The organism is Serratia sp. (in: enterobacteria), from assembly GCF_052400455.1.
Classification (GTDB): Bacteria; Pseudomonadota; Gammaproteobacteria; order Enterobacterales; family Enterobacteriaceae; genus Serratia; species Serratia ureilytica.
Window position 1 is genome coordinate 4,985,494 of sequence record NZ_CP185812.1, and the last position, 24,024, is coordinate 5,009,517.

Consider the following 24,024-nt stretch of genomic DNA (forward strand, 5'->3'; position numbering starts at 1 on the left):
CATTCGTCCCTGCTCCGGCGATTTTTTTGCGGCTCGGCAAGAAAACCGAGCAACAGTAGCCACATGCGATCGGGTCATTTAGAATCAAAGATTGGTTTCCCAGAAAGCGACTCATGATGAACGACGCGCCAGCCCTAACTTCCGCCCCATCCGTACAGCGTATTCTGATCATAAAATTGCGCCACCACGGCGATATGCTGCTGGTCACGCCGGTCATCAGCAGCCTGCGACAAAACTACCCGCAGGCCCGGATCGATGTGCTGCTGTATCAGGAAACGCAGGAGATGCTGGCCAGTAATCCGGAACTGTCGACCCTGTTCGCCATCGATCGCCAATGGAAAAAACAGGGCGCCCGCGCTCACCTCGGACATGAGCTGGCGCTGCTGCGCCGCCTGAAGGCGCAGCGCTACGATCTGGTGGTCAATCTGGCCGATCAGTGGCGCAGCGCCATCATCACGCGCCTGACCGGCGCGCGCATCCGTTTGGGCTTCGATTTCCCCAAACGCCGCGGCTTCCTGTGGCGCCACTGCCACACGCAGCTGGTGCCGGTAGACAATCACGTCCACTTGCATACCGTCGAACAAAATCTCTCGTTGCTGGCGCCGCTGAACCTGCCCGCGCTCAATGAGCATGTCACCATGAGTTATGATCCGCAGGATTGGCAGACCTGTGAGCAACTGTTGCAGAAACAGGGCGTCGCCGGCAGTTATATTGTGGTGCAGCCCACCTCGCGCTGGTTCTTCAAATGCTGGAGCGAAGAGAAAATGGCCGCCACCCTCACCGCCTTGCAGGCCGACGGCCACCAGTTGGTGATCACCTCCGGCCCCGACGCCAGAGAAAAAGCCATGGTCGAGCGCATTTTGGCGCTCTGCCCGCCGCAGGGCGTAATCTCGTTGGCCGGCCAGCTGACGCTGCGCCAACTGGCCGCCCTGATTGACCACGCCAAGCTGTTTATCGGCGTGGACTCGGTGCCGATGCATATGGCCGCCGCGCTGCAAACGCCGTGCGTGGCGTTATTCGGCCCTTCCAAGCTGACTTTCTGGCGGCCATGGCAGGCTACCGGCGCCGTGATCTGGGCCGGCGACTTTGGCGAACTGCCCGACCCGGACGCCATCGATACCGGCACCGATGAACGGTATCTCGACCTCATTCCTACAGACGCGGTGATTGCAGCCGCGCGGAGCACGCTGGCATGAAAGCATTTCGTTTGGCGATCGTTCGCCAAAAATACCGCCCGGACGGCGGAGCCGAACGTTTCGTTTCCCGCGCCCTGGAGGCGCTGGAGCAACAGGATCTCGATCTGAACGTCATCACTCGCGAATGGCAGGGTGACGCCAATCCAAACTGGCATATTCACCTGTGTAACCCGTTGAAACTCGGCCGCATCAGCCGCGAACGGGGCTTCGCCGTGGCGGCCAGGGCGCTGTGGCAGAAAGAGCGCTTCGATCTGGTGCAAAGCCATGAGCGCATTCCCGGCTGCGATATCTACCGCGCCGGCGACGGCGTACACCGCCGCTGGCTGCTGCAACGCGCGCGGCTGCTGCCGGAGTGGCGCCGCAAATGGCTGTTTTCCAACCGTTATCATCGCTATGTGATGTGCGCTGAGCGCGCCATGTACGCCGCACCGGAGTTGAAAGCCGTCATCTGCAACGCCGAGATGATCAAACGGGAAATCATCGCCGACTTTGGCGTGCCCGCCGACAAAATCACGGTGATCTATAACGCCATCGACAATCAAAAGTTCCCGCCCGCCGACGAGGCCCAGCGCCGACGCCTGCGTGAACAATATCAGATCCCGCAACAGGCGCACTGCCTGATCTTCGTCGGCTCCGGTTTCGAGCGCAAAGGGCTGGCCGCCGCCATCCGCGCCGTGGCGGCGACCGACAGCCACCTCTTGGTGATCGGTAAAGACAAAGCCGAAAAGCGTTACCGGGCGCTGGCGCAGTCGCTGGGCTGCGGCGATCGCATTCACTTTATGGGCGTGCAGAAGCAGACTCTGCCGTTCTATCAGGCCGCGGATGCGCTGCTGCTGCCGACGCTGTACGATCCGTTCCCGAATGTGATTCTGGAAGCGATGTCCTGCGGCCTGCCGGTTGTCACCAGCACCACCTGCGGCGGCGCCGAGTTTATCACCCCGGGCCAGAACGGCTTTGTGACCGACGCGCTCGACGTGCCGGCCATCACAGAAGCCATTCGGGCGCTGCCGCGCCAGGCGCTGGGATCCTCCATGGGCGAAGCGGCAAGATTGCGCATTATGACGGCTACGCCGGCGCATCTCTCCGAACAGCTCATTTCCCTCTATAACCGGTTACTGGATTAGCTATGCGTATTCTGATGATCATCGATGGCCTGCCGGGAGGCGGCGCGGAAAAAGTGGTGCTGACCCTGTGTCAGGGCATGCAGCAACAGGGGCATGACGTCAGTCTGATCTCGCTGCGTGACGTCTGCAATTACCCTATCCCGTCAGGCATTGATTATCAGGTGGTGGCCGATCGCAGCCGTGCCCCCTGGCGCAAGCTGACCGAGCTGTCGCGCCGCGCCGCCGCGCTGGATCGGGCGATAGCCGAACACGAGCGCCAACACGGCGCGTTCGATCTGGTGTTCTCCAACCTGCACAAAACCGATCGCATCGTCAGCCGCAGTAAGCGGCTGGCTTCGGATCGCCTGTGGTTCTGCATTCACGGCATTCTCTCCACCTCCTACCTCGGCCACCGCAAAGGCCTGGATCGCTGGCTCAAGCAACGTAAAATCGCCAACGTTTACCAGGGGAGAAATATCGTCGCCGTTTCACAGGCGGTCGGTGGCGATCTGCAGCAGAATTTGCCGATCCGCCCGCGTCGGCTGGCGGTCATCAATAACCCGTTCGACATCGACGCCATCCGGCAACAGGCAGCGGCGCCTTGCGAACTGGCCGGTCAGGACTATCTGGTGCACGTCGGTCGCTTTCACGCCACCAAGCGGCATGACCGCCTGCTGAAAGCCTATGCGCAATCCGGCATTCAGGCGCCGCTGGCTTTGATCGGCACCGGGGATGACGCCCGCGTCGCCGAGGTCAAGCGTCTGGCGGCAGACTTGGGTATCGCAGAGCGCGTGCTGTTCCTCGGCTTCCAGGCCAATCCCTATCCGTTTATCCGTCATGCCTCGCTGTTGGTGCTCAGCTCCGATAGCGAAGGGTTTGGCAATGTGCTGGTAGAATCGCTGTTGTGCGGCACGCCGGTGGTCAGCACCCGCTGTCCGGGCGGCCCTGCGGAAATTCTGGAAAAAGCCGGCATGGCTAACGCGTTGGCGGAATTAAACGAAGCGTCGCTGGCAGAAAAAATGGCGGAAATTTACGCCAATCCGCCGCAGATAAATCAACAGCAATTGCTGAGCTATGGGCTGGAGCCTATTTGCCGTCAATATATTGAGCTGAAAGAAAAATAATAAAGTAATAAATAAGGCAGGTGATACCTGCCTTATTTTCTTCGCTAGCTTAGCGCCTGCATTTTCTGCCAAACCTCATCGACAGAAACATCTTCACAGTGCCCCGACTCACTCTGCAAAATATGATGACGGCCGGTCCATGGATGCCAGGACGTTTTATCGGTATCGCCAAAGAACACCACCATATCCTTATTCAGCGCGGCGGCAAGATGCATCTGCCCGCCGTCGCTGCACAGCACCCGGTCGCATAAATCGAACCCGCCTAACAGCTCGCGCACCGAGGCCGTCGGATAAAGCGCGACGCGTTCGTTTTGGCACAGCGCCAACAGCTGTTCTGCGCGCTGCTGATCGCCGATGTCGTCCGGCGCCAGCGTGCCCTGCGGCGACCAGAAGATCAGCACGCCGGTGCGGGGATCGGCGGTCAGGCGGTTGATGATTTCGGCATAGCGTTCAACCGGCCAGCGCCTTTTCGGGCTGCGGCTGCTGATATGCACGGCGCAAACCCGTTCGACCGACGGCAGGCGTTCCTGCAGCCGCTGCGCCGCCAGCTGCCGCTCTTCCGGCGTCAGGAATACCCGCACCGGCGGGATCGGAATGGCTTGATCGGTTATCGCCGATAAATAGCTGTAGGTGTGTTCGACCTGATGTAGACCGCGGAAATCGTCCTTGCGGAACGGGCGCTGAATATCTTTCGTGCCCAAATCGGCGCCGATGATATGGGTGGCGCCGGCCATTTTCGCTAAACGCAGGCTGTATTTGCAAGGCACCGGGTTGGCCAGAATGACCGCATCGAACTTTATTTTGCGCAGCTTCAGGAAGATCATCAGACGTTCGAAATAAACGCCCAACGTCGTTTCATTTTTCGCCTTATGCTTGGCCTTTTTATAGACAAAGACTTTCTCGAGATGAGGGTTGTTTTTAACAACGTCCTGGCTGACTTTATTGATCAGCAGATAAACTTTTGCGTCTGGATAGGCAATTTTCACCCCTTCAATCAGAGGCGTGGTGCAAACAAGATCGCCGATGTTGTCGCGGCGAATAATTAAAATATTCTTCATTCCGAGCCTATCGGCGAAATCGCTCGCCGGTTGTCTGAAACTGACACCCAAGGTTACCAAATTAGCGCCTTTCCCTTCCAGTTATGGTACTATTCCGAATAACCCATATAAATGAAATTGATAGAATGTTGCTGCGTTTATATCAGGTACTACTCTACCTCATCCAACCCCTGATCTGGCTCCGCTTACTGCTGCGCAGCCGCAAAGCTCCAGCCTACCGTAAACGCTGGGCGGAACGCTATGGCTTCTGCGCCGGGAAAGTCGTGCCGGGCGGCATTATGCTGCATTCCGTCTCCGTCGGCGAAACGCTGGCTGCCATCCCGCTGGTGCGGGCGCTGCGCCATCGTTACCCCGCTTTGCCGATAACTGTGACCACAATGACCCCGACAGGTTCAGAACGCGTCCAGTCCGCTTTCGGCAAAGACGTGCATCATGTCTATCTGCCCTACGATCTGCCCGGTTCCATGAACCGCTTCCTCGACCAGGTGAATCCCAAGCTGGTGATCATCATGGAAACCGAGCTATGGCCTAACCTGATCAACGCACTGCATCAGCGGCAAATCCCCCTGGTGATCGCCAATGCGCGCCTGTCGGCGCGATCCGCCGCCGGCTATAAGAAAATTGGCGGATTCATGCGCGATATGCTGCGCCGCATTACGCTGATCGCCGCACAGAACCAGGAAGACGGCGATCGTTTTATCGAACTGGGCCTGAAACGCTCGCAGCTGGCCGTTACCGGCAGCCTGAAATTCGATATCTCCGTCACCCCGGAACTGGCCGCCCGCGCCGTTACGCTGCGCCGCCAATGGGCGCCGCGCCGCCCGGTGTGGATCGCCACCAGCACCCATGAAGGCGAAGAAACCATCCTGCTCGAAGCGCACCGCAAGCTGCTGGAAAAACACCCCGACCTGCTGCTGATCCTGGTGCCGCGTCACCCGGAACGCTTCCCGACCGCCAAGGAACTGGTACAGAAGGCCGGTTTCAGCTACACCCTGCGCAGCAGCGGCGAAATCCCGTCCGGCAGCACCCAGGTGGTGATCGGCGATACCATGGGCGAACTCATGCTGTTGTACGGCATCGCCGATCTGGCCTTTGTCGGCGGCAGCCTGGTGGAACGTGGCGGGCATAACCCGCTGGAAGCCGCCGCCCACGCCATCCCGGTGCTGATGGGCCCGCACACCTTCAACTTTAAAGACATCTGCGCCAAGCTTTCGCAGGCCGAAGGCCTGATCACAGTGACCGACGTGGATTCGCTGGTAAAGGAAGTGGAAACCCTGTTGACCGACGAAGACTACCGCCGTTACTACGGCCGCCATGCGGTGGAAGTGTTGTATCAGAATCAGGGAGCGTTGCAGCGCCTGCTGCAGCTGCTGGAACCGCACCTGCCGCCCCGGAGTCACTGAATGAGCAGCCGCAAAAGCCTGTCGGTGGTGATGATCGCCAAAAACGAAGCCGGGCTGTTGCCGGACTGCCTGCGCTCTGTCGCCTGGGCCGATGAAATCATCGTGCTGGACTCCGGCAGCGAGGACGACAGCGTCGCCGTCGCCGAAAGTCTGGGCGCCAACGTCTTCACGCACACCGACTGGCAAGGATTCGGCAAGCAGCGCCAGCTGGCGCAAAGCTACGCCAGCCATGACTACGTATTGATGATCGACGCCGACGAACGCGTCACCCCCGAACTGCGGCAATCCATCGAGCGGGTGTTGAACGCGCCGGACGACGGCGCCGTTTACAGCTGCGCGCGGCGCAACCTGTTCCTTGGCCGCTTCATGCGCCACAGCGGCTGGTATCCCGACCGCGTCAACCGCCTGTACGCCAATTCACGCTATCGCTATAACGACGATCTGGTGCACGAGTCGCTGAACATCGGCGACGCCAAAGTGATCCCCCTCAGCGGCGATATGCTGCACCTGACCTGCCGCGACTTCTTCGCCTTTCAGCGCAAACAGCTGCGCTATGCCGAAGAGTGGGCCACACAGCGCCACCGGGCCGGCAAGCGTTGCGGCTATCTGTCCATCCTGACCCACACGCTCGGCGCCTTCGTCAAAACCTGGCTGCTGCGGGCCGGCTTCCTCGACGGTAAACAGGGGTTGCTGTTAGCGGTGGTCAACGCGCAATATACCTTCAATAAATATGCCGCATTATGGGCATTGGGCCGCAACTACTCAGAGAAGTGAATCATGACCAGCAAAGCCATCTATCCCGGGACGTTCGATCCCATGACCAACGGCCACCTGGATTTAGTGACGCGCGCGTCGCTGATGTTCGATCACGTGATTCTGGCCATCGCCGCCAGCCCGAGCAAAAAGCCGCTGTTCAGCCTGGATGAGCGTGTGGCGCTGGCGACGCAGGTCACCTCGCATCTGGACAATGTGGAGGTACTGGGCTTCAGCGAGCTGATGGCGCATTTCGCCGCTCACCAGAATGCCAATATCCTGGTGCGCGGCCTGCGGGCGGTGTCTGACTTTGAGTACGAACTGCAGCTGGCGAACATGAACCGCCATTTGATGCCGACGCTGGAGAGCGTGTTCCTGATGCCTTCCGAAGAGTGGTCGTTCATCTCCTCCTCACTGGTGAAGGAGGTCGCCCGCCACGGCGGCGATATCGCGCCTTTCCTGCCCGATGTGGTCACTCAGGCGCTGATGGCGAAGCTCGCCGCCGCGTGATGCTCAGCGCTGGCAGCGTCGGCAAAAGAAGGTGCTGCGCTGCCCGTGCTTGGCGGATTCAATCGGCGTGCCGCATGTGCGGCACGGTTCTCCCGCCCGTCCGTAAACCTGCAGCTCCTGCGCGAAGTACCCCGGTTTCCCGTCCGACTGCAAAAAGTCGCGCAATGTGGTGCCGCCCTGCTCGATGGAGCGTTGCAACACCGCCTTGATGGTCTTCGCCAACAGCGCCGCTTCGGCTTTGGTCAAGGATCCCGCCGGACGATCGGGCAGGATCCCGGCGCTGAACAGCGATTCACTGGCGTAAATGTTACCGACCCCGACCACCAGCTTATTATCCATCAGCCACGGTTTGATCAGCGTGCGCTTATTACGTGATTTTTCATACAGGTAGTCGCCGTTGAACGCCTCACTCAGCGGTTCTGGCCCCAGATGCGCCAACACGCTGCTGGTCGCCAGGTCTTCGCACCACAGCCAGGCGCCGAAGCGGCGCGGATCGGTATAGCGCAGGATCATACCGTTGTTGATCACCAGATCGACGTGGTCGTGTTTGCCGGCTTCGTCTTCGTTTTCCTCACGCAGCATGCGCAGGCTGCCCGACATGCCCAAATGCACGATAATCCAACCGCGCTCCAGCTCAATCAGCAGGTATTTGGCCCGACGCTGCACGCTGAGCACCGGCTGATCGCTCAGCGTCAGGATCTGCTCGGAAACCGGCCAGCGCAGGCGCGCGTTGCGCACCACCGCATACTGAATGCTGTGGCCGACAAGATAAGGCTCTATACCGCGTCTGCTCGTCTCAACTTCCGGTAATTCAGGCATCTGGCTTCCCCTCCGATGTTTTCTACCCTTTATAAAACAAAAAACCCGGCCAAGGCCGGGTTTTTCATTAATCCACTAAAATTATTTAATTTTAGCTTCTTTGTATACTACGTGCTGACGGACAACTGGATCGAATTTCTTCAGTTCCAATTTTTCCGGCTTAGTACGCTTGTTCTTCGTGGTGGTATAGAAGTGACCAGTACCAGCAGAAGAAACCAGCTTGATCTTCTCGCGAACACCTTTAGCCATGATTCAGTTCCTTAATACTTCTCACCACGGGCACGCAGATCGGCCAGAACCGTCTCAATACCCTTCTTATCGATAACACGCATACCTTTAGCAGATACACGCAGAGTTACAAAGCGCTTCTCAGCCTCAACCCAAAAACGGTGTGAGTGCAGGTTAGGCAGAAAACGGCGTTTGGTCGCGTTCATTGCGTGGGAACGGTTGTTACCGCTCACCGGGCGCTTGCCAGTAACTTGGCAGACTCGGGACATGTCTATTCTCCAAAAATCAAATTAGCTCGAGCTTCGTATGGGGTATTGGCGCCTCGTCAGGCTTTTAGAGCCCATCTCAGCAAACTTCATACTGAGGAGACTCTCGTCATCAGGTAGAAACCACACATCAGGTCAGAAACCTGCTGAGATAGGCTCTTGCGCCAAACCCAAGATTCTCAAAGGTGGCGTAGTATACGCTCTGAAGCGTAAGTGCTCAAGTCCCGAACAGCTAAAGATCCCACAAGGATCGCGAAAAAATCGCTTAAAGCCATCCGCGCTCGGCAAAAGAGACGCATTCACCCCGACCGATCACCAAATGATCGAGCACTCGGATCTCCAATAACTGGCAGGCTTTCACCACCTGTTCCGTTATCAAACGGTCGGCATGACTGGGTTCAGCCTTACCCGAGGGGTGATTATGCGCGAGAATCAGCGCGGCGGCATTAGCCTTCAACGCTTCACGCACAATTTCTCTCGGGTAGACGACGACGCTGCTGATGGTACCAGCAAACATCTCCTGATGGCGAATAACCCGATGCTGATTGTCTAAAAACAATACCAAAAAGACCTCTCGCTCACGATGCGCCAGCAGGCTTTGCAGATAATGCTGGGTGACGCGCGGGTTAAGCATGGCGTTTTCCTGCGAGAGATGGCTGGAAAAGAAGCGAAGCGCCAGCTCGGCAATCGCCTGCAGCTGCGTATAGCTGGCGTCGCCCAGGCCTTTTTGACTGCAAAACGCCTGATGATCGGCCGACATCAGATGGTAAAGCGAGCCGAATCGGCGCAGCAGCTGCTCCGCCAGCTGCATTACGTGCACGCCGGGCAACCCGGTGCGCAAGAAAATGGCCAACAGCTCTGCGTCGGACAGCGCCGCGGCCCCCTGCATCAACAGCTTTTCACGCGGCGCCAGCGCGCCCGGCCAGCACGCCACAGTCGGGTTGCTCATCGTGTTCCTCCCTGAAAGGGCTACAGCATGCCATGCGCCCCCCGGCGCGTTCGACAGGTGTTTGATAACATTGCGAAGTGTTTCGCAAAGCACAATGTAACGCCCTGCAGCCATTGCGGAATCGCTCACCTGAACGGCGGATATGCTAAAATGGCGCATCTTTCGGCTTTCAATCGGACAATGATGATGACGGGACTTTCCGGCAAACATATTGTGCTTGGCATCAGCGGCGGCATCGCCGCCTACAAATGCCCAGAGCTGGTGCGCCGCCTGCGCGACAGGGGCGCGGAAGTGCGCGTGGTGATGACCCACGCCGCCAAGGCGTTCATTACGCCGCTGACGCTGCAGGCCGTTTCCGGCCACCTGGTGTCCGACGATCTGTTGGATCCCGCCGCCGAAGCCGCCATGGGCCACATCGAACTCGGCAAATGGGCGGATCTGGTGATTCTGGCGCCGGCGACCGCCGATCTGCTGGCGCGCGTCGCCGCCGGCATGGCCAACGATCTGCTGACTACCGTCTGCCTGGCGACCGACGCCCCTATCGCCGCCGCCCCCGCCATGAACCAGCAGATGTATCGCGCCACCGCCACGCAGGCCAACCTGCAAACGCTGCAGGCGCGCGGCATGCTGCTCTGGGGGCCGGACAGCGGCAGCCAGGCCTGCGGCGACGTTGGCCCGGGCCGCATGCTGGATCCGCTGGACATCGTCGAGCTGGCGAACGGTCATTTCTCCGCCCCGCAGGATCTGCAACATTTGCAGGTTATGATCACCGCCGGCCCGACGCGCGAAGCGCTGGATCCGGTACGCTTCATCAGCAATCACAGCTCCGGCAAAATGGGCTTCGCCATCGCCCGCGCCGCCGCCGCCCGCGGCGCGCAGGTGACGCTGATCGCCGGGCCGGTGAGCCTGCCGACGCCGCCGAAGGTCACACGCGTGGACGTCACCAGCGCGCTGGAGATGGAACAGGCGGTGCAACAGCGCGCCGCTCAGCAGCAGATTTTCATCTCCTGCGCCGCCGTAGCCGACTACCGTCCCGAGCGGATCGCCGATGAAAAAATAAAAAAACAGGGTGATGAAATCGTCCTCAAGATGGTAAAAAACCCCGATATCGTCGCCGGTGTGGCGGCGATGACCAAAAATCGACCGTTTGTCGTGGGGTTTGCCGCCGAAACCCAGAATGTGGAAGAATACGCGCGGCAAAAACTGGCGCGTAAGAAGCTGGATTTGATTTGCGCTAACGATGTATCGCTCGCAGAGCACGGGTTCAACAGCGACACCAATGCCCTGCACCTTTTTTGGCAGGATGGAGAGAAACGCCTGGCGCTGAGCGACAAGGCACTCCTTGGCCAACGTTTAATAGACGAGATAGTCAGCCGTTATGATGAAAAAAATCGACGTTAAGATCCTCGACCCGCGCATCGGTCAGGATTTCCCGCTACCGACCTACGCCACTCCGGGCTCCGCCGGTCTCGACCTGCGCGCCTGCTTGGACAGCGCGGTGGAGCTGGCGCCGGGTGAAACCACGCTGCTGCCTACCGGTCTCGCGATCCATATCGCCGACGCCGGCCTGGCGGCGGTGATCCTGCCGCGCTCAGGCCTGGGCCATAAGCACGGCGTCGTGCTGGGCAATCTGGTCGGCCTGATCGACTCCGATTATCAGGGCCAGCTGATGGTGTCCGTCTGGAACCGCGGCCAGAAGTCATTCACTATCGAACCGGGCGAACGCATCGCGCAGATGGTCTTCGTGCCTGTGGTGCAGGCCGAGTTCAACCTGGTGGAAGAGTTCGACAGCAGCGAGCGCGGCGAAGGCGGCTTCGGCCACTCGGGGCGCCACTAAGCGCCACCCAATGCACGATGGCCGGCAGGGAAACGTCGCCTGAACCTTGCCTTTCCGGGGAGAAGGATGTCTCTGCGGCAAGGTTTTACCGCGACAATTGCAGCGCACACCAGGCAGCGCGGAAAAAGGCCGTTAAGGCCGCTGACCCCAGCATCGTAAAAAAGCTATCACATAAGCCGCACAGAGCCTGCTCTGCAGCGGCCGGTGCCCGGGTTTCCGTCAGTTAAGTTTTAGCAAGGGTCTAATCAGACATGGCAGAAAAAGAAAATACGAAAAGGAATCGGCGCGAGGAAATATTGCAGGCGTTAGCCCAGATGCTGGAATCCAGCGACGGCAGCCAGCGCATTACCACCGCCAAGCTCGCCGCGAACGTGGGTGTTTCTGAAGCTGCGCTGTACCGGCATTTCCCCAGCAAGACACGGATGTTCGACAGTCTGATCGAGTTTATCGAAGACAGCCTGATCACCCGCATCAACCTGATCTTGCAGGACGAGAAAGAGACGTTTAGTCGTCTGCGCCTGATTTTACTGCTGATTCTGGGCTTTGCGGAACGCAACCCGGGGCTGACGCGCATCATGACCGGCCACGCGCTGATGTTTGAACAGGATCGCCTGCAGGGCCGCATCAACCAGCTGTTCGAACGCATCGAGGCGCAGCTGCGTCAGGTGTTGAAAGAGCGCAAATTGCGCGAAGGCAAAGGCTTCATCGTCGATGAAACGCTGCTGGCCAGCCAGCTGCTGGCCTTCTGCGAAGGCATGTTGTCGCGCTATGTGCGTTCGGAATTCCGCTATCGCCCAACGCAGGAATTCGACGCCCGCTGGCCGCTGTTGGCGGCCCAGCTGCAATAACGATAACGCCGGGCATGCCCGGCGTTTTTACTTATATCCCGTACTGCTCGCGGTAAGCGCGCACCGCCGCCAGGTGGTCCGCCATTTCCGGTTTCTCTTCCAGATAGGCGATCAGATCCTTCAGCGTCACGATCGAAATTACCTTGCAGTGGTAGTCGCGTTCCACTTCCTGAATGGCGGAGATGTCCGCGCGGCCGCGTTCCTGCCGGTCGAGGGAGATCAGCACGCCCGCCAACGAAGCGCCGCTGGCGCCGATGATTTCCATCGACTCACGGATCGCGGTACCGGCGGTGATCACATCGTCCACCAGCATCACGCGGCCCTGCAGCGGGCTGCCCACCAGCGAACCGCCCTCGCCGTGGGTCTTGGCTTCCTTGCGGTTAAAGCAGTAAGGCACGTCGCGCTCATGGTGTTCCGCCAGCGCAACCGCCGTGGTGGTGGCGATAGGAATGCCTTTATAGGCCGGGCCAAACAGCAGATCGAAATCGATGCCGGAATCCATCAGGGCTTCGGCATAGAAGCGCCCCAACAGCGCAAGATCGCGCCCGGTATTAAACAGGCCGGCGTTGAAGAAATACGGGCTGGTGCGGCCGGATTTCAGGGTGAACTCGCCGAATTTCAATACCTGCTTGTTAAGCGCGAACTCGATAAACTGGCGCTGATAGGCTTTCATTACTGCTTCTCCTCGTCTGAATCTGCTTGGGTCTTGTCATTACTGCCGCCCGATCGGCGGGCATAAAAAAGGCGACTTCTCAGTCGCCTTGAAAAATTAGTCCGCCAGCGCCGCTTTCTGCGCCTGGAAGATGGTTTCGATGCCTCCTCGGGCCAGCGCCAATAGCGCCAACAGCTCATCGTGGCTGAACGGCTCGCCTTCGGCGGTGCCCTGCACTTCAATCATGCGGCCGTCTTCCATCATCACCACGTTCATGTCGGTTTCCGCCGCGGAATCTTCCACATACTCCAGATCGCACAGCGCTTCGCCGTTGACGATGCCGACGGAAACCGCCGCCACCATGCCCTTCATCGGATTGGCTTTCAGCTTACCGTTGGCCACCAGGGTGTTCAGCGCATCGGCCAGCGCCACGCAGGCGCCGGAGATGGAAGCGGTGCGGGTACCGCCGTCGGCCTGCAGTACGTCGCAGTCGAGAGTGATGGTGAATTCACCGAGCTTTTTCAGATCCACCGCGGCGCGCAGCGAACGGGCGATCAGGCGCTGGATCTCCAGCGTGCGGCCACCCTGTTTGCCTTTGGCGGCTTCACGGGCGTTGCGGCTGTGGGTGGAGCGCGGCAGCATGCCGTACTCGGCGGTGATCCAACCTTGCCCCTGGCCTTTCAGGAAGCGCGGAACGCCCTCTTCTACCGTGGCGGTGCACAAGACTTTGGTATCGCCAAACTCAACCAGCACTGAACCTTCAGCGTGTTTGGTATAGTGACGGGTCAGTGTCAGGGGGCGAACTTGCTGTGGTGCTCTGCCTGCAGGACGCATGGGCTCTCTCCGGCTTCAAATCAACTATTGGCTGTGCATTATACGGGCTTCGTGACGTAATGCCTATCCTGCCCGCAGCCGCGACGCTATAATCGCCCCATCTTTTCCTATTACGGGTACGCATCAATGATCCGCAGCATGACCGCCTACGCCCGGCGTGAAATCAAGGGTGAATGGGGCAGCGCAGCCTGGGAGCTGCGTTCCGTTAACCAGCGCTACTTAGAAACCTACATCCGCCTGCCGGAACAATTCCGCAGCCTGGAGCCGGTGATCCGTGAACGTATCCGTGGCCGCCTGACCCGCGGCAAAGTCGAATGCAACCTGCGTTTTGAACTGGATCCAAGCGCGCAAAGCTCGCTGATCCTGAACGAAAAACTGGCCAAACAGCTGGTCGAAGCCGCCAACTGGGTGAAAATGCAGAGCGACGAAGGGGAAATCAACCCGATCGACGTGCTGCGCTGGCCGGGCGTGATGTCCGCACAGGAGCAGGATCTGGACGCCATCAGCGCCGAGCTGATGCAAGCGCTGGACGGCGCGCTGGATGACTTTATCGTCGCACGCGAAAGCGAAGGCGCCGCGCTGAAAACGCTGATCGAACAGCGCCTCGACGGCGTCAGCGCCGAAGTGGTCAAAGTGCGCGCCCAGATGCCGAACATCCTGCAATGGCAGCGCGAGCGCCTGGTCAGCAAGCTGGAAGAGGCGCAGGTGCAGCTGGAAAACACTCGCCTGGAGCAAGAGCTGGTGCTGATGGCGCAGCGCATCGACGTCGCCGAAGAGCTGGACCGCCTGGAAGCGCACGTGAAAGAGACGCACAACATCCTGAAGAAGAAAGAAGCCGTCGGCCGCCGCCTCGACTTTATGATGCAGGAATTCAACCGCGAATCGAACACCCTGGCCTCCAAGTCAATCAATGCCGACGTCACCGCCTCCGCCATCGAGCTGAAGGTGTTGATCGAGCAAATGCGCGAGCAGATCCAGAACATCGAGTGATCCGCTCCGCACGCCATCAAGCCCGCGCCACGCGGGCTTTTTTATGGCTATAGATCAGCGATAGGCGGCCGCCTGTTCCTCACCGATCAACCCCATTGTCTGCAGTTGCACCGCAATGCTCCAGGTTGAACGCTCGAACTCATCGCTCAGCGCCTCCAGCGTCGTCCCGGCCGCATGGCTCTCGCGCAGCCGCAGTTTTTCTTCTTCCGGCCAAGGGAAGTAGGCATTGGCCGGCCGGCCCTCGGCCAGATTCTTCTGCCGCTTTTCTTCCGGCGTCAGCCTGGCTTTTTTCTGCAGTTCAGATTCACCGTCAAACTCGTCGGCCAACGCGAACAGCAGGCGGATAGCCTCCGGCGCGCAGGCCGCTGAAGCCGGTCTCAATAGCTCGCCGGTGTCGGGATTAACGCCGTTGGCCAGCGCCCTGAGCAACGTGCCAATATTCATCGTTCGCCTCCTTGTTCGATAAAATGCGCGCCGATCGCGACCGGCGCCTTGTCCAAACATGTTTCTCTTCCTCAGCCAAGAAAGCCACGCTTTGCGCCATGAAAAATCGCCCATTGCGAGCCAGATTCCAGGTGCCTGAACGTGCGGGACGGTGGTTGCATCAGGCTGCGAGCCGGCAGGCATCATGGAAGACGGCTCACTAAGGCACTTCGGGGGCTTATGAAAAACTGCCGAGCAGCGCGTGCGGATGACAATCGGCAAGATATCCCGCACGCCATAAGTATTTTGTTCTAATTATCACGCAAGGTAATGAAAGGACGGCGATGCTGTGGCTAAATGTGTTTTTTTCCTGCCCGTGAACCGTACGGACCGTTTATGCCACAAATTCTGCAATTTATTATGGCCCTGGTGGTGATCATCGCCCTGGCGCTGCTGGTCAGCAATAATCGCAAGAAAATCCGCCTGCGCTATATCATCCAGCTGTTGGTGATCGAAGGCGCGCTGGCCTATTTCTTCCTCCACTCCGCCAGCGGGCTCAGCGTGATCAAACACGTCGCCGGCTTCTTCGACACCCTGCTCGCCTACGCCGCACAAGGGTCGGAGTTCGTGTTCGGCGGCATGAGCAAAGATGGCCTGGCGTTTATCTTCCTCGGCGTTTTGTGCCCTATCATCTTTATTTCCGCCCTGATCGGCATTTTGCAGCATTTCCGCATCCTGCCGCTGATCATCCGTCTGGTGGGCACCCTGCTGTCCAAGGTCAACGGCATGGGCAAGCTGGAATCGTTCAACGCCGTCAGCACGCTGGTGCTGGGGCAGTCGGAGAACTTCATCGCCTACAAGGGCATCATCGGCGACATCTCGCCACGCCGCATGTACACCATGGCCGCGACCGCCATGTCGACGGTATCGCTCTCCATCGTCGGCGCCTACATGTCGATGATCGACGCGCAGTACGTGGTGGCGGCGTTGATCCTTAATATGTTCAGCACCTTCATCATCCTGTCGATCATCAACCCGTATCAGGTCGAAGACGAGCCGGAGCTGAAGCTGAACAAGCTGCACGAAGATCAGAGCTTCTTCGAAATGTTGGGCGAGTACATTCTGGCCGGCTTCAAAATTGCGATGATCATCGCGGCGATGCTGATCGGCTTTATCGCGCTGATCTCCGCCATCAATGCGCTGTTCTCGGCGGTGCTCGGCATCAGCTTCCAGCAAATCCTCGGCTACGTGTTCTATCCGCTGGCCTGGCTGATCGGCATCCCGGCGGAAGAGGCCCTGAAGGCGGGCAGCATCATGGCGACCAAACTGGTGGCCAACGAATTCGTGGCGATGATTGAGCTGAAGAAAATCGCGGCGGAGCTGTCGCCGCGCGGGCTGGGCATTCTGTCGGTGTTCCTGGTGTCGTTCGCCAACTTCGCCTCCATCGGCATCGTCGCCGGCGCCATTAAGGGGCTGAACGAGCAGCAAGGCAACGTGGTTTCCCGTTTTGGCCTGAAGCTGGTTTACGGCTCGACGCTGGTGAGCCTGTTGTCGGCGGCCATCGCCGGCCTGGTGCTGTAATCCCCACTCCCGGCCGCAGGGCCGGGAGTTTGCTTTAAAACGCCACGCACACCGGCGCATCCACCCGCATTACCGAATCCTGCGCAAACTGCTGCTTATAGCCGCTGCGCAGCGCCTCGATATTCGCCTCGCTCTCTTTGCCCGGCGCATGGATCAACAGCAGTGCCTTGCTGTTCTCGCGCGCCAGCTTGCCGTCGTGACCCAGCCACTGCCCTTTGGCATCAAACACCGTCAGCCCGTCTTTAAAACGCGGCGTCACCTGGCTATCGACGAAGGTTTGCCACTCGGCGGCGGTGATCGCCGGCCCCGCCGGCCGGTTCAGGCCGAAGTAGAGCGTTGTCTGCACTAGCGGATCGCCGGTGCGACAAGTCGGGGCGGGGGAAACAGCCTGGTGGCCTGGCGCCACGCAGCCGCTCAGCAGCAGGGCGGCCACCATGGCGCCGGCGGCCAGTCTCGGGGAGTTTTTCATCTGCAGTCTCGATTTTTCGGTTGAAGGATTCGCTGCAAAAGTCATAGTCAGCGATGGAAATTAGCGCGAAATTTCTAATGCTTTCATTAAAAGCCAGATGTTAAAAAAGGCTGGTTATCGGCAATAAAAATGGAGTTTGGATTAGCTATATTAATCCGAAACGCCATCGGTGAAAAAAACTCAGTGGCGCGCGTCCTCGGCGGCGATTACCCTGCCGGCCATCATTCTGACGCAATTACGCTGTGAACCCCTTATGTTACTGAGCATCCTTTATATCATCGGCATCACCGCCGAAGCCATGACCGGCGCGCTGGCGGCCGGCCGCCGCCAAATGGACATGTTCGGCGTGATCATCATCGCCTCTGTCACCGCAATCGGCGGCGGGTCGGTGCGCGATATGTTGCTCGGGCATTTTCCGTTGGGCTGGGTCAAACACCCGGAATACATCGTCATCGTCGCGATAGCGGCGATCGTCACCACCTGGGTGGCTCCTCTGATGCGCCATCTGCGCCGCCTGTTCCTGGTGCTCGACGCCGTCGGCCTGATCGTCTTCTCCATCATCGGCGCGCAGGTGGCCCTGGATATGGGGCACAGCGCCATTATCGCCGCCATCGCCGCGGTGATCACCGGCGTCTTCGGCGGGGTGCTGCGCGATATGTTCTGCAACCGCATCCCGCTGGTTTTCCAGAAGGAGATCTACGCCGGCATCTCCTTCAGCGCCGCCTGGCTGTATATCGGCCTGCAGCACCTCAGCCTGCCGCACAATCTGGTGGTGATCCTCACCTTGGTCGCCGGCCTGAGCGCGCGTCTTATCGCCCTGCGCTTCCGCCTCGGCCTGCCGGTGTTCAACTACCAGCATCCGGATCACTGATCTCGGGGCGGCAACGCGCCGCCGCCGAGGCCAAAACTGCAAAAATGTCGCCCTTCGACGCGCAAATTCGCCCTTTCGGCGCTTTTTCCACGCAAAGCCGCGGGCAAAATGCGAGCTAACGCTGCACCCGGCGCGTTAGCCGTGTATACTGTGCGGAGAAAATACACATCCGCTGTTTTTGGCATATCAACCGTTATCAACGAACATCATCATGGCTCAAGGCACACTTTATATTGTCTCTGCTCCCAGTGGCGCAGGTAAATCAAGTCTGATTCAGGCTTTATTAAAGACGCAACCGCTGTACGACACGCAGGTTTCGGTTTCGCACACCACGCGCGACAGTCGCCCGGGTGAAAATCACGGCGAGCACTATTTCTTCGTCTCGAAAGACGAATTCCGCCGGATGATCGAGCAGGACGCGTTTCTTGAGCACGCCGAAGTGTTCGGCAACTATTACGGCACCTCGCGCGCCGCCATCGAACAAGTCTTGTCGACCGGCGTGGATGTGTTTCTGGATATCGACTGGCAGGGCGCGCAGCAAATCCGCGCCAAAATGCCGCAGGCGCGCAGCATCTTCATTCTGCCGCCGTCGAAGGAAGAACTGGGCCGCCGCCTGCGTGGGCGCGGGCAGGATTCCGAAGAGGTGATCGCCAAACGCATGGCTCAGGCCGTGGCGGAAATGACGCATTACGCGGAGTACGATTACCTGATCGTGAACGATGATTTCGATCTGGCGCTGTCCGATCTGAAGACCATCATTCGCGCCGAACGCCTGCGTTTGGGCCGCCAGTTGCTGCGGCATGACGCTTTAATCAGCAAACTATTGGCAGACTGAAGGCAGTTTCAGTATCATGCCCAGTCTTTTCGTCACCTGTGGAGTAGCACAAATATGGCACGCGTAACTGTTCAAGACGCTGTAGAGAAAATTGGTAACCGTTTTGACCTGGTGTTGGTCGCTGCTCGTCGGGCGCGTCAGATCCAGACCGGCGGCAAAGATGCACTGGTTCCGGAAGAGAACGACAAGTACACCGTTATCGCCCTGCGCGAAATCGAAGAAGGCCTGATCACCAGCCAGATCCTCGACGTGCGTGAGCGCCAGGAACAGCAAGAGCAGGAAGCCGCAGAGATTCAAGCGGTTACCGCGATTGCTGAAGGTCGTCGTTAATTAGACTGCGAGTCCGCCTTGTACCTGTTTGAAAGCCTGAATCTGCTGATTCAACGTTACCTGCCCGAGGAGCAGATTAAGCGCCTCAAACAGGCATACCTCGTCGCGCGCGACGCGCACGAGGGCCAGACACGCTCCAGCGGTGAGCCCTACATTACTCACCCGGTCGCCGTGGCCTGCATCCTGGCGGAAATGCGTCTCGATCACGAGACGCTGATGGCGGCGTTGCTGCACGACGTCATCGAAGACACCCCAGCCACCTATCAAGATATGGAACAGCTGTTCGGCAAGAGCGTCGCCGAACTGGTTGAGGGCGTCTCCAAGCTCGACAAGCTGAAGTTCCAGGACAAGAAAGAAGCGCAGGCGGAAAACTTCCGCAAGATGATCATGGCGATGGTGCAGGATATCCGCGTCGTGCTGATCAAGCTGGCCGACCGTACGCACAACATGCGCACCCTCGGTTCGCTGCGCCCCGACAAACGCCGGCGCATCGCGCGTGAAACCCTGGAAATCTACAGCCCCCTCGCCCACCGTCTGGGTATTCATCACCTGAAAACCGAGCTGGAAGAGCTGGGCTTCGAGGCGCTGTACCCGAACCGTTATCGCGTGATCAAGGAAGTGGTGAAAGCCGCGCGCGGCAACCGCAAAGAGATGATTCAAAAAATCCTCTCCGAGATCGAAGGGCGGCTGACCGAGGCCGGCATCGCCTGCCGTGTCAGCGGGCGGGAAAAACACCTCTACTCCATCTACCTCAAGATGCACCTGAAAGAACAGCGTTTCCATTCCATCATGGATATCTACGCGTTCCGGGTGATCGTAAAAGAGGTCGATACCTGCTACCGCGTGCTCGGCCAGGTGCACAGCCTGTATAAACCGCGCCCGGGGCGGGTGAAAGATTACATCGCCATTCCCAAGGCCAACGGCTATCAATCGCTCCATACCTCGCTGATCGGCCCGCACGGCGTGCCGGTCGAAGTGCAGATCCGCACCGAAGACATGGATCAGATGGCTGAGATGGGGGTGGCCGCGCACTGGGCTTACAAGGAAAGAGAACAGGGCGAAACCGGCACCACGGCGCAGATCCGCGCCCAACGCTGGATGCAAAGCCTGCTGGAGCTGCAGCAAAGCGCCGGCAGTTCGTTTGAATTTATCGAGAGCGTCAAATCCGATCTGTTCCCGGATGAGATTTACGTTTTCACCCCGGAAGGCCGCATCGTCGAGCTGCCCGCCGGCGCCACGCCGGTCGACTTCGCCTATGCGGTGCATACCGATATCGGCCATGCCTGCGTCGGCGCACGCGTCGATCGTCAGCCATACCCGCTGTCGCAGTCGCTGACCAGCGGCCAGACCGTCGAGATCATCACCGCGCCGGGCGCACGGCCCAACGCCGCCTGGCTGAACTTCGTGGTCAGCTCGAAAGCGCGCGCCAAGATTCGCCAGATGCTGAAGAACCTCAAGCGCGACGACTCCGTCGGCCTCGGCCGCCGTCTGCTCAACCATGCGTTGGGCGGCAGCCGCAAGCTGGCCGAAATCCCGCAGGAAAACATTCAGCACGAGCTGGACCGCATGAAGCTGGCGACGCTGGACGATCTGCTGGCGGAAATCGGCCTCGGCAACGCCATGAGCGTAGTGGTGGCGAAGAACCTGCAGGGCGATCAGTCCAGCCTGGGCACCACCTCCGGCGTGCGCAACCTGGCCATCAAGGGCGCCGACGGCGTGTTGATCACCTTCGCCAAGTGCTGCCGTCCGATTCCGGGCGACCCGATTATCGCTCACGTCAGCCCGGGCAAAGGGCTGGTGATCCACCATGAATCCTGCCGCAATATTCGCGGCTATCAGAAAGAGCCTGAGAAGTTCATGGCGGTCGAGTGGGATAAAGAGACCGAGCAGGAGTTCATCGCCGAGATCAAGGTGGATATGTTTAACCACCAGGGCGCGCTGGCCAACCTGACGGCGGCAATCAACGCGGCCGAATCCAATATTCAGAGCCTGAACACCGAAGAGAAAGACGGTCGGGTTTATAGCGCCTTTATCCGCTTGACCACCCGCGATCGCATCCATTTGGCAAACATTATGCGTAAAATCCGTATCATGCCGGATGTGATCAAAGTTAACCGCAACCGAAACTAGCGCTTATGAGTCCTGAACGCTATGCGCGGATTTGTGAAATGCTCGCGACCCGGCAGCCGGATTTGACGGTCTGCCTGGAGCAAGTGCACAAACCGCATAACGTCTCCGCCATTATCCGCACCGCCGACGCCGTCGGCGTGCATCAGGTCCACGCCGTGTGGCCCACCACCCGCATGCGCACCCTGGTTTCCTCCGCCGCCGGCAGCAACAGCTGGGTCAGCGTCAAGACCCATCGCACCATCGGCGACGCGGTCGGCCACCTGAAAGCGCAGGGCATGCAAATTCTGGCCACCAACCTGTCTGCGCGCGCGGTCGATTTCCGCGAGGTGGACTACACCCGGCCAACCTGCGTGCTGCTCGGCCAGGAAAAAACCGGCATCACCGAAGAAGCGCTGGCGCTCGCCGATCAAGACATCGTCATTCCGATGATCGGCATGGTGCAATCGCTCAACGTCTCCGTGGCTTCGGCGCTGATCCTGTATGAGGCGCAGCGCCAGCGGCAAAACGCCGGCCTGTATCGCCGCGACAACAGCATGCTGGACGAAGAAGAGCAGCAGCGTCTGCTGTTCGAAGGCGGCTATCCGGTGCTGGCCAACGTGGCCAAGCGCAAGGGGCTGCCGCGTCCACAGATCGACGAACAGGGCCAGGTGGTCGCCAGCGCCGAATGGTGGGCGGCCATGCAGGCGACGGTGCGCAAATGAAAGGCCGCCTGCTGGATGCTGTCCCACTCACCACGCTTTCCGGGGTTGGCGCCAGCCAGGCGGGCAAACTGGCCAAGCTTGGCCTCGACACCATTCAGGATCTGCTGCTGCACCTGCCGCTGCGCTACGAAGACCGCACCCGCCTCTACCCGATCAACGATCTGCTGCCGGGCATCTACGCCACGGTAGAAGGGGAAGTGCTGCGCAGCGACATCAGCTTCGGCCGCCGCCGCATGCTGACCTGCCAGATCAGCGACGGCACCGGCATCCTCACCATGCGGTTCTTCAACTTCAACGCCGCAATGAAGAACAGCCTGGCCACCGGCCGCCGCGTGACCGCCTACGGCGAGATCAAACGCGGCAACCACGGCGCGGAGATCATCCATCCGGAATACCGTATTCAGGGCGAAACCAGCGAGGTTGAGCTGCAGGAGTCGCTGACGCCGGTCTACCCCACCACCGAGGGGGTGCGGCAGGCCAACGCTGCGCAAGCTGACCGACCAGGCGCTGGAGCTGCTGGATACCTGCGCCATCGCCGAACTGCTGCCGCCGGAGCTGAGCGGCGGCCTGATGAGCCTGCCGCAAGCGCTGCACACCCTGCATCGCCCGCCGCCGGACATCCAACTGGCGGATCTGGAGCTGGGCAAACACCCGGCACAAAAGCGTCTGATCCTCGAAGAGCTGCTGGCGCATAACCTCAGCATGCTGGCGGTGCGCGCCGGCGCGCAGAGTTATCAGGCGCAGCCGCTGCTGCCGGACGATCGGCTGAAAAACCGTTTTCTCGCCCAGTTGCCGTTCTCGCCGACCGGCGCGCAAACGCGCGTGGTGGCCGACATCGAAGCCGATATGCAAAAAGACTTCCCGATGATGCGGCTGGTGCAGGGCGACGTCGGCTCCGGCAAAACGCTGGTGGCGGCGCTGGCGGCGCTGCGCGCCATCGCGCACGGTAAGCAGGTGGCGCTGATGGCACCGACCGAGCTGCTGGCCGAACAGCATGCCAACAACTTCCGCCAGTGGTTCGAGCCGCTGGGGCTGGAGGTCGGCTGGCTGGCGGGCAAACAGAAAGGCAAGGCACGCATCGCGCAGCAGGAAGCCATCGCCAGCGGCCAGGTGTCGATGGTGGTCGGCACCCACGCCATCTTCCAGGAGCAGGTTCAGTTCAACGGCCTGGCGCTGGTGATCATTGATGAGCAGCACCGCTTCGGGGTGCATCAGCGGCTGGCGCTGTGGGAGAAAGGCGAAGAACAGGGCTTCCACGCCCATCAGCTGATCCTGACGGCCACGCCAATCCCGCGCACGCTGGCGATGACCGCCTATGCCGATCTCGATACCTCGGTCATCGACGAGCTGCCGCCGGGTCGCACGCCGGTGACCACCGTCGCCATTCCCGATACCCGCCGCGCCGACATCATTCAACGGGTGAAAAGCGCCTGTCTGGAAGAAGGACGGCAGGCTTACTGGGTGTGTACGCTGATCGAAGAGTCCGAGCTGCTGGAAGCGCAGGCAGCGGAAGCCACCTGGGAAGAATTGAAAGCCGCGCTGCCGGAGCTGAAGGTGGCGCTGGTGCACGGCCGCATGAAAGCGCAGGAAAAGCAGGCGGTGATGCAGGCGTTTAAACAGGGCGAGCTGCAGCTGTTGGTCGCCACCACGGTGATCGAGGTCGGCGTCGACGTGCCGAACGCCAGCCTGATGATCATCGAAAACCCGGAACGGCTGGGCCTGGCGCAGCTGCACCAGCTGCGCGGCCGCGTAGGGCGCGGCGCAGTGGCTTCACACTGCGTGCTGCTGTACAAAACGCCGCTGAGCAAAACCGCGCAAACGCGCCTGCAGGTGCTGCGCGACAGCAACGACGGCTTTGTCATCGCCCAGCGCGATCTGGAGATCCGCGGCCCGGGCGAGCTGCTCGGCACCCGCCAGACCGGCAGCGCCGAATTCAAGGTGGCGGACCTGTTGCGCGACCAGGCGATGATCCCCGAAGTGCAACGCGTCGCTCGCCATCTCCATCAGCACTACCCGGAACACGCCCAGGCGCTGATCGAACGCTGGTTGCCGGAGAAGGCGCACTACTCCAACGCATAAAAAAGGGCGCCGCAGGCGCCCTTCTCATGATGACT

25 protein-coding genes and 1 pseudogene are annotated in these 24,024 nt (G+C 59.9%); 17 read left to right on the top strand and 9 right to left on the bottom strand.

The genetic code is table 11. The features are described from left to right. Nucleotides 1–113 precede the first annotated feature (113 nt). From rfaQ to ACORQT_RS23895, 3 genes are read left to right on the top strand one after another with little or no spacing between them, the layout of a single operon-like run. Nucleotides 114–1,196 (top strand): putative lipopolysaccharide heptosyltransferase III, encoded by a 1,083-nt coding sequence (gene rfaQ, locus ACORQT_RS23885; protein WP_164057640.1) that lies wholly within the window; start codon nucleotides 114–116, stop codon nucleotides 1,194–1,196. Continuing rightward, the gene (locus ACORQT_RS23890) at nucleotides 1,193–2,320 is read left to right on the top strand and encodes a glycosyltransferase family 4 protein (RefSeq protein ID WP_042785587.1); all 1,128 of its coding nucleotides are present in this window, start codon (nucleotides 1,193–1,195) and stop codon (nucleotides 2,318–2,320) included. The genes rfaQ and ACORQT_RS23890 overlap by 4 nt, the downstream gene beginning before the upstream one ends. 2 nt (nucleotides 2,321–2,322) lie before the next feature. Next, entirely contained in the window at nucleotides 2,323–3,423 is a 1,101-nt protein-coding gene (locus ACORQT_RS23895) for a glycosyltransferase (protein ID WP_033652254.1), read from the top strand. Between the two features lie 44 nt (nucleotides 3,424–3,467). Here the strand turns inward: ACORQT_RS23895 and ACORQT_RS23900 are convergent, their stop codons facing one another. After that, entirely contained in the window at nucleotides 3,468–4,481 is a 1,014-nt protein-coding gene (locus ACORQT_RS23900) for a glycosyltransferase family 9 protein (protein WP_033645185.1), read from the bottom strand. A gap of 125 nt (nucleotides 4,482–4,606) precedes the next feature. Between ACORQT_RS23900 and waaA the strand changes: the two genes are divergently transcribed. Genes waaA through coaD form a run of 3 tightly spaced genes read left to right on the top strand, consistent with a single transcriptional unit; the run spans nucleotide 4,607 to nucleotide 7,147 of the window. Beyond that, the gene (waaA, locus tag ACORQT_RS23905; protein ID WP_019452200.1) at nucleotides 4,607–5,884 is read left to right on the top strand and encodes a lipid IV(A) 3-deoxy-D-manno-octulosonic acid transferase; all 1,278 of its coding nucleotides are present in this window, start codon (nucleotides 4,607–4,609) and stop codon (nucleotides 5,882–5,884) included. Continuing rightward, a complete protein-coding gene (locus ACORQT_RS23910) occupies nucleotides 5,885–6,658 on the top strand; it encodes a glycosyltransferase family 2 protein (protein ID WP_147881329.1) in 774 nt (257 codons plus the stop codon). A 3-nt stretch (nucleotides 6,659–6,661) separates the two neighbouring features. Beyond that, nucleotides 6,662–7,147 carry a pantetheine-phosphate adenylyltransferase gene (gene coaD, locus ACORQT_RS23915; RefSeq protein WP_033645183.1) on the top strand — a complete coding sequence of 162 codons (486 nt, stop codon included), beginning with the start codon at nucleotides 6,662–6,664 and terminating at the stop codon, nucleotides 7,145–7,147. Between the two features lie 3 nt (nucleotides 7,148–7,150). On the opposite strand, the gene mutM is transcribed toward coaD, so the two are convergent. From mutM to radC, 4 genes are all read right to left on the bottom strand, one after another. After that, nucleotides 7,151–7,966 (bottom strand): bifunctional DNA-formamidopyrimidine glycosylase/DNA-(apurinic or apyrimidinic site) lyase, encoded by an 816-nt coding sequence (gene mutM / locus ACORQT_RS23920; protein WP_047025862.1) that lies wholly within the window; start codon nucleotides 7,964–7,966, stop codon nucleotides 7,151–7,153. Nucleotides 7,967–8,047: 81 nt separating this feature from the next. Then, on the bottom strand, nucleotides 8,048–8,215 hold the full coding sequence (gene rpmG, locus ACORQT_RS23925) for a 50S ribosomal protein L33 (protein WP_002442576.1): 168 nt from the start codon (nucleotides 8,213–8,215) through the stop codon (nucleotides 8,048–8,050). An 11-nt stretch (nucleotides 8,216–8,226) separates the two neighbouring features. Next, nucleotides 8,227–8,463, bottom strand: a complete 237-nt coding sequence (gene rpmB / locus ACORQT_RS23930) for a 50S ribosomal protein L28 (RefSeq protein WP_004931195.1) — start codon at nucleotides 8,461–8,463, stop codon at nucleotides 8,227–8,229. A gap of 262 nt (nucleotides 8,464–8,725) precedes the next feature. Beyond that, complete coding sequence (gene radC, locus ACORQT_RS23935) at nucleotides 8,726–9,409, bottom strand: RadC family protein (protein WP_016929682.1); 684 nt, start codon at nucleotides 9,407–9,409, stop codon at nucleotides 8,726–8,728. A gap of 183 nt (nucleotides 9,410–9,592) precedes the next feature. On the opposite strand from radC, the gene coaBC reads away from it, so the two are divergent. The 3 genes from coaBC to slmA all read left to right on the top strand — a co-directional run bounded on the left by coaBC (nucleotide 9,593) and on the right by slmA (nucleotide 12,094). Continuing rightward, nucleotides 9,593–10,810 (top strand): bifunctional phosphopantothenoylcysteine decarboxylase/phosphopantothenate--cysteine ligase CoaBC, encoded by a 1,218-nt coding sequence (coaBC, locus tag ACORQT_RS23940; protein ID WP_164057648.1) that lies wholly within the window; start codon nucleotides 9,593–9,595, stop codon nucleotides 10,808–10,810. Beyond that, the gene (gene dut / locus ACORQT_RS23945) at nucleotides 10,788–11,246 is read left to right on the top strand and encodes a dUTP diphosphatase (protein ID WP_033652257.1); all 459 of its coding nucleotides are present in this window, start codon (nucleotides 10,788–10,790) and stop codon (nucleotides 11,244–11,246) included. Before coaBC ends, dut begins: the two co-directional genes overlap by 23 nt. A 251-nt stretch (nucleotides 11,247–11,497) precedes the next feature. Next, entirely contained in the window at nucleotides 11,498–12,094 is a 597-nt protein-coding gene (gene slmA / locus ACORQT_RS23950; protein ID WP_033652258.1) for a nucleoid occlusion factor SlmA, read from the top strand. Between the two features lie 31 nt (nucleotides 12,095–12,125). Here slmA and pyrE read toward each other — a convergent pair whose 3' ends face one another. Continuing rightward, on the bottom strand, nucleotides 12,126–12,767 hold the full coding sequence (gene pyrE, locus ACORQT_RS23955; protein WP_042785593.1) for an orotate phosphoribosyltransferase: 642 nt from the start codon (nucleotides 12,765–12,767) through the stop codon (nucleotides 12,126–12,128). A gap of 96 nt (nucleotides 12,768–12,863) precedes the next feature. Beyond that, a complete protein-coding gene (rph, locus tag ACORQT_RS23960) occupies nucleotides 12,864–13,580 on the bottom strand; it encodes a ribonuclease PH (RefSeq protein ID WP_025160305.1) in 717 nt (238 codons plus the stop codon). 126 nt (nucleotides 13,581–13,706) lie between these two features. On the opposite strand from rph, the gene ACORQT_RS23965 reads away from it, so the two are divergent. After that, nucleotides 13,707–14,570, top strand: a complete 864-nt coding sequence (locus ACORQT_RS23965; protein WP_015379441.1) for a YicC/YloC family endoribonuclease — start codon at nucleotides 13,707–13,709, stop codon at nucleotides 14,568–14,570. 54 nt (nucleotides 14,571–14,624) lie between these two features. On the opposite strand, the gene ACORQT_RS23970 is transcribed toward ACORQT_RS23965, so the two are convergent. Further along, complete coding sequence (locus ACORQT_RS23970) at nucleotides 14,625–15,014, bottom strand: hypothetical protein (RefSeq protein ID WP_116286936.1); 390 nt, start codon at nucleotides 15,012–15,014, stop codon at nucleotides 14,625–14,627. 375 nt (nucleotides 15,015–15,389) lie between these two features. Between ACORQT_RS23970 and ACORQT_RS23975 the strand changes: the two genes are divergently transcribed. Beyond that, entirely contained in the window at nucleotides 15,390–16,574 is a 1,185-nt protein-coding gene (locus ACORQT_RS23975) for a NupC/NupG family nucleoside CNT transporter (protein ID WP_089195310.1), read from the top strand. A 34-nt stretch (nucleotides 16,575–16,608) separates the two neighbouring features. On the opposite strand, the gene ACORQT_RS23980 is transcribed toward ACORQT_RS23975, so the two are convergent. Next, entirely contained in the window at nucleotides 16,609–17,043 is a 435-nt protein-coding gene (locus ACORQT_RS23980; RefSeq protein ID WP_033645179.1) for a DUF3574 domain-containing protein, read from the bottom strand. A 253-nt stretch (nucleotides 17,044–17,296) separates the two neighbouring features. Here ACORQT_RS23980 and ACORQT_RS23985 point away from each other — a divergent pair, with 253 nt between their 5' ends. The 6 genes and pseudogenes from ACORQT_RS23985 (at nucleotide 17,297) to recG (ending at nucleotide 23,989) form a co-directional block, all read left to right on the top strand. Further along, nucleotides 17,297–17,914, top strand: a complete 618-nt coding sequence (locus ACORQT_RS23985; protein ID WP_025304704.1) for a trimeric intracellular cation channel family protein — start codon at nucleotides 17,297–17,299, stop codon at nucleotides 17,912–17,914. 211 nt (nucleotides 17,915–18,125) lie between these two features. Continuing rightward, nucleotides 18,126–18,749 (top strand): guanylate kinase, encoded by a 624-nt coding sequence (gene gmk / locus ACORQT_RS23990; protein ID WP_033636481.1) that lies wholly within the window; start codon nucleotides 18,126–18,128, stop codon nucleotides 18,747–18,749. A 54-nt stretch (nucleotides 18,750–18,803) separates the two neighbouring features. Beyond that, a complete protein-coding gene (rpoZ, locus tag ACORQT_RS23995) occupies nucleotides 18,804–19,079 on the top strand; it encodes a DNA-directed RNA polymerase subunit omega (RefSeq protein ID WP_004931221.1) in 276 nt (91 codons plus the stop codon). An 18-nt stretch (nucleotides 19,080–19,097) separates the two neighbouring features. Beyond that, complete coding sequence (gene spoT / locus ACORQT_RS24000; protein ID WP_015379445.1) at nucleotides 19,098–21,209, top strand: bifunctional GTP diphosphokinase/guanosine-3',5'-bis pyrophosphate 3'-pyrophosphohydrolase; 2,112 nt, start codon at nucleotides 19,098–19,100, stop codon at nucleotides 21,207–21,209. A 5-nt stretch (nucleotides 21,210–21,214) separates the two neighbouring features. Continuing rightward, a complete protein-coding gene (gene trmH, locus ACORQT_RS24005; protein ID WP_004931227.1) occupies nucleotides 21,215–21,910 on the top strand; it encodes a tRNA (guanosine(18)-2'-O)-methyltransferase TrmH in 696 nt (231 codons plus the stop codon). After that, nucleotides 21,907–23,989 (top strand): annotated as a pseudogene (gene recG, locus ACORQT_RS24010) (ATP-dependent DNA helicase RecG). Before trmH ends, recG begins: the two are co-directional and overlap by 4 nt. Nucleotides 23,990–24,024 lie beyond the last annotated feature (35 nt).

Coding starts and splice junctions, on each gene's coding strand:
- waaA (WP_019452200.1), top strand. CDS start 4,607: ATGTTGCTGCGTTTATATCAGGTACTACTCTACCTCATCCAACCCCTG.
- gmk (WP_033636481.1), top strand. CDS start 18,126: ATGGCTCAAGGCACACTTTATATTGTCTCTGCTCCCAGTGGCGCAGGT.
- ACORQT_RS23980 (WP_033645179.1), bottom strand. CDS start 17,043: ATGAAAAACTCCCCGAGACTGGCCGCCGGCGCCATGGTGGCCGCCCTG.
- coaD (WP_033645183.1), top strand. CDS start 6,662: ATGACCAGCAAAGCCATCTATCCCGGGACGTTCGATCCCATGACCAAC.
- slmA (WP_033652258.1), top strand. CDS start 11,498: ATGGCAGAAAAAGAAAATACGAAAAGGAATCGGCGCGAGGAAATATTG.
- coaBC (WP_164057648.1), top strand. CDS start 9,593: ATGATGACGGGACTTTCCGGCAAACATATTGTGCTTGGCATCAGCGGC.
- ACORQT_RS23985 (WP_025304704.1), top strand. CDS start 17,297: ATGTTACTGAGCATCCTTTATATCATCGGCATCACCGCCGAAGCCATG.
- ACORQT_RS23975 (WP_089195310.1), top strand. CDS start 15,390: ATGCCACAAATTCTGCAATTTATTATGGCCCTGGTGGTGATCATCGCC.
- rpmG (WP_002442576.1), bottom strand. CDS start 8,215: ATGGCTAAAGGTGTTCGCGAGAAGATCAAGCTGGTTTCTTCTGCTGGT.
- trmH (WP_004931227.1), top strand. CDS start 21,215: ATGAGTCCTGAACGCTATGCGCGGATTTGTGAAATGCTCGCGACCCGG.
- dut (WP_033652257.1), top strand. CDS start 10,788: ATGATGAAAAAAATCGACGTTAAGATCCTCGACCCGCGCATCGGTCAG.
- ACORQT_RS23970 (WP_116286936.1), bottom strand. CDS start 15,014: ATGAATATTGGCACGTTGCTCAGGGCGCTGGCCAACGGCGTTAATCCC.
- rfaQ (WP_164057640.1), top strand. CDS start 114: ATGATGAACGACGCGCCAGCCCTAACTTCCGCCCCATCCGTACAGCGT.
- ACORQT_RS23910 (WP_147881329.1), top strand. CDS start 5,885: ATGAGCAGCCGCAAAAGCCTGTCGGTGGTGATGATCGCCAAAAACGAA.
- ACORQT_RS23965 (WP_015379441.1), top strand. CDS start 13,707: ATGATCCGCAGCATGACCGCCTACGCCCGGCGTGAAATCAAGGGTGAA.
- ACORQT_RS23890 (WP_042785587.1), top strand. CDS start 1,193: ATGAAAGCATTTCGTTTGGCGATCGTTCGCCAAAAATACCGCCCGGAC.
- radC (WP_016929682.1), bottom strand. CDS start 9,409: ATGAGCAACCCGACTGTGGCGTGCTGGCCGGGCGCGCTGGCGCCGCGT.
- ACORQT_RS23900 (WP_033645185.1), bottom strand. CDS start 4,481: ATGAAGAATATTTTAATTATTCGCCGCGACAACATCGGCGATCTTGTT.
- rpoZ (WP_004931221.1), top strand. CDS start 18,804: ATGGCACGCGTAACTGTTCAAGACGCTGTAGAGAAAATTGGTAACCGT.
- mutM (WP_047025862.1), bottom strand. CDS start 7,966: ATGCCTGAATTACCGGAAGTTGAGACGAGCAGACGCGGTATAGAGCCT.
- rph (WP_025160305.1), bottom strand. CDS start 13,580: ATGCGTCCTGCAGGCAGAGCACCACAGCAAGTTCGCCCCCTGACACTG.
- rpmB (WP_004931195.1), bottom strand. CDS start 8,463: ATGTCCCGAGTCTGCCAAGTTACTGGCAAGCGCCCGGTGAGCGGTAAC.
- pyrE (WP_042785593.1), bottom strand. CDS start 12,767: ATGAAAGCCTATCAGCGCCAGTTTATCGAGTTCGCGCTTAACAAGCAG.
- ACORQT_RS23895 (WP_033652254.1), top strand. CDS start 2,323: ATGCGTATTCTGATGATCATCGATGGCCTGCCGGGAGGCGGCGCGGAA.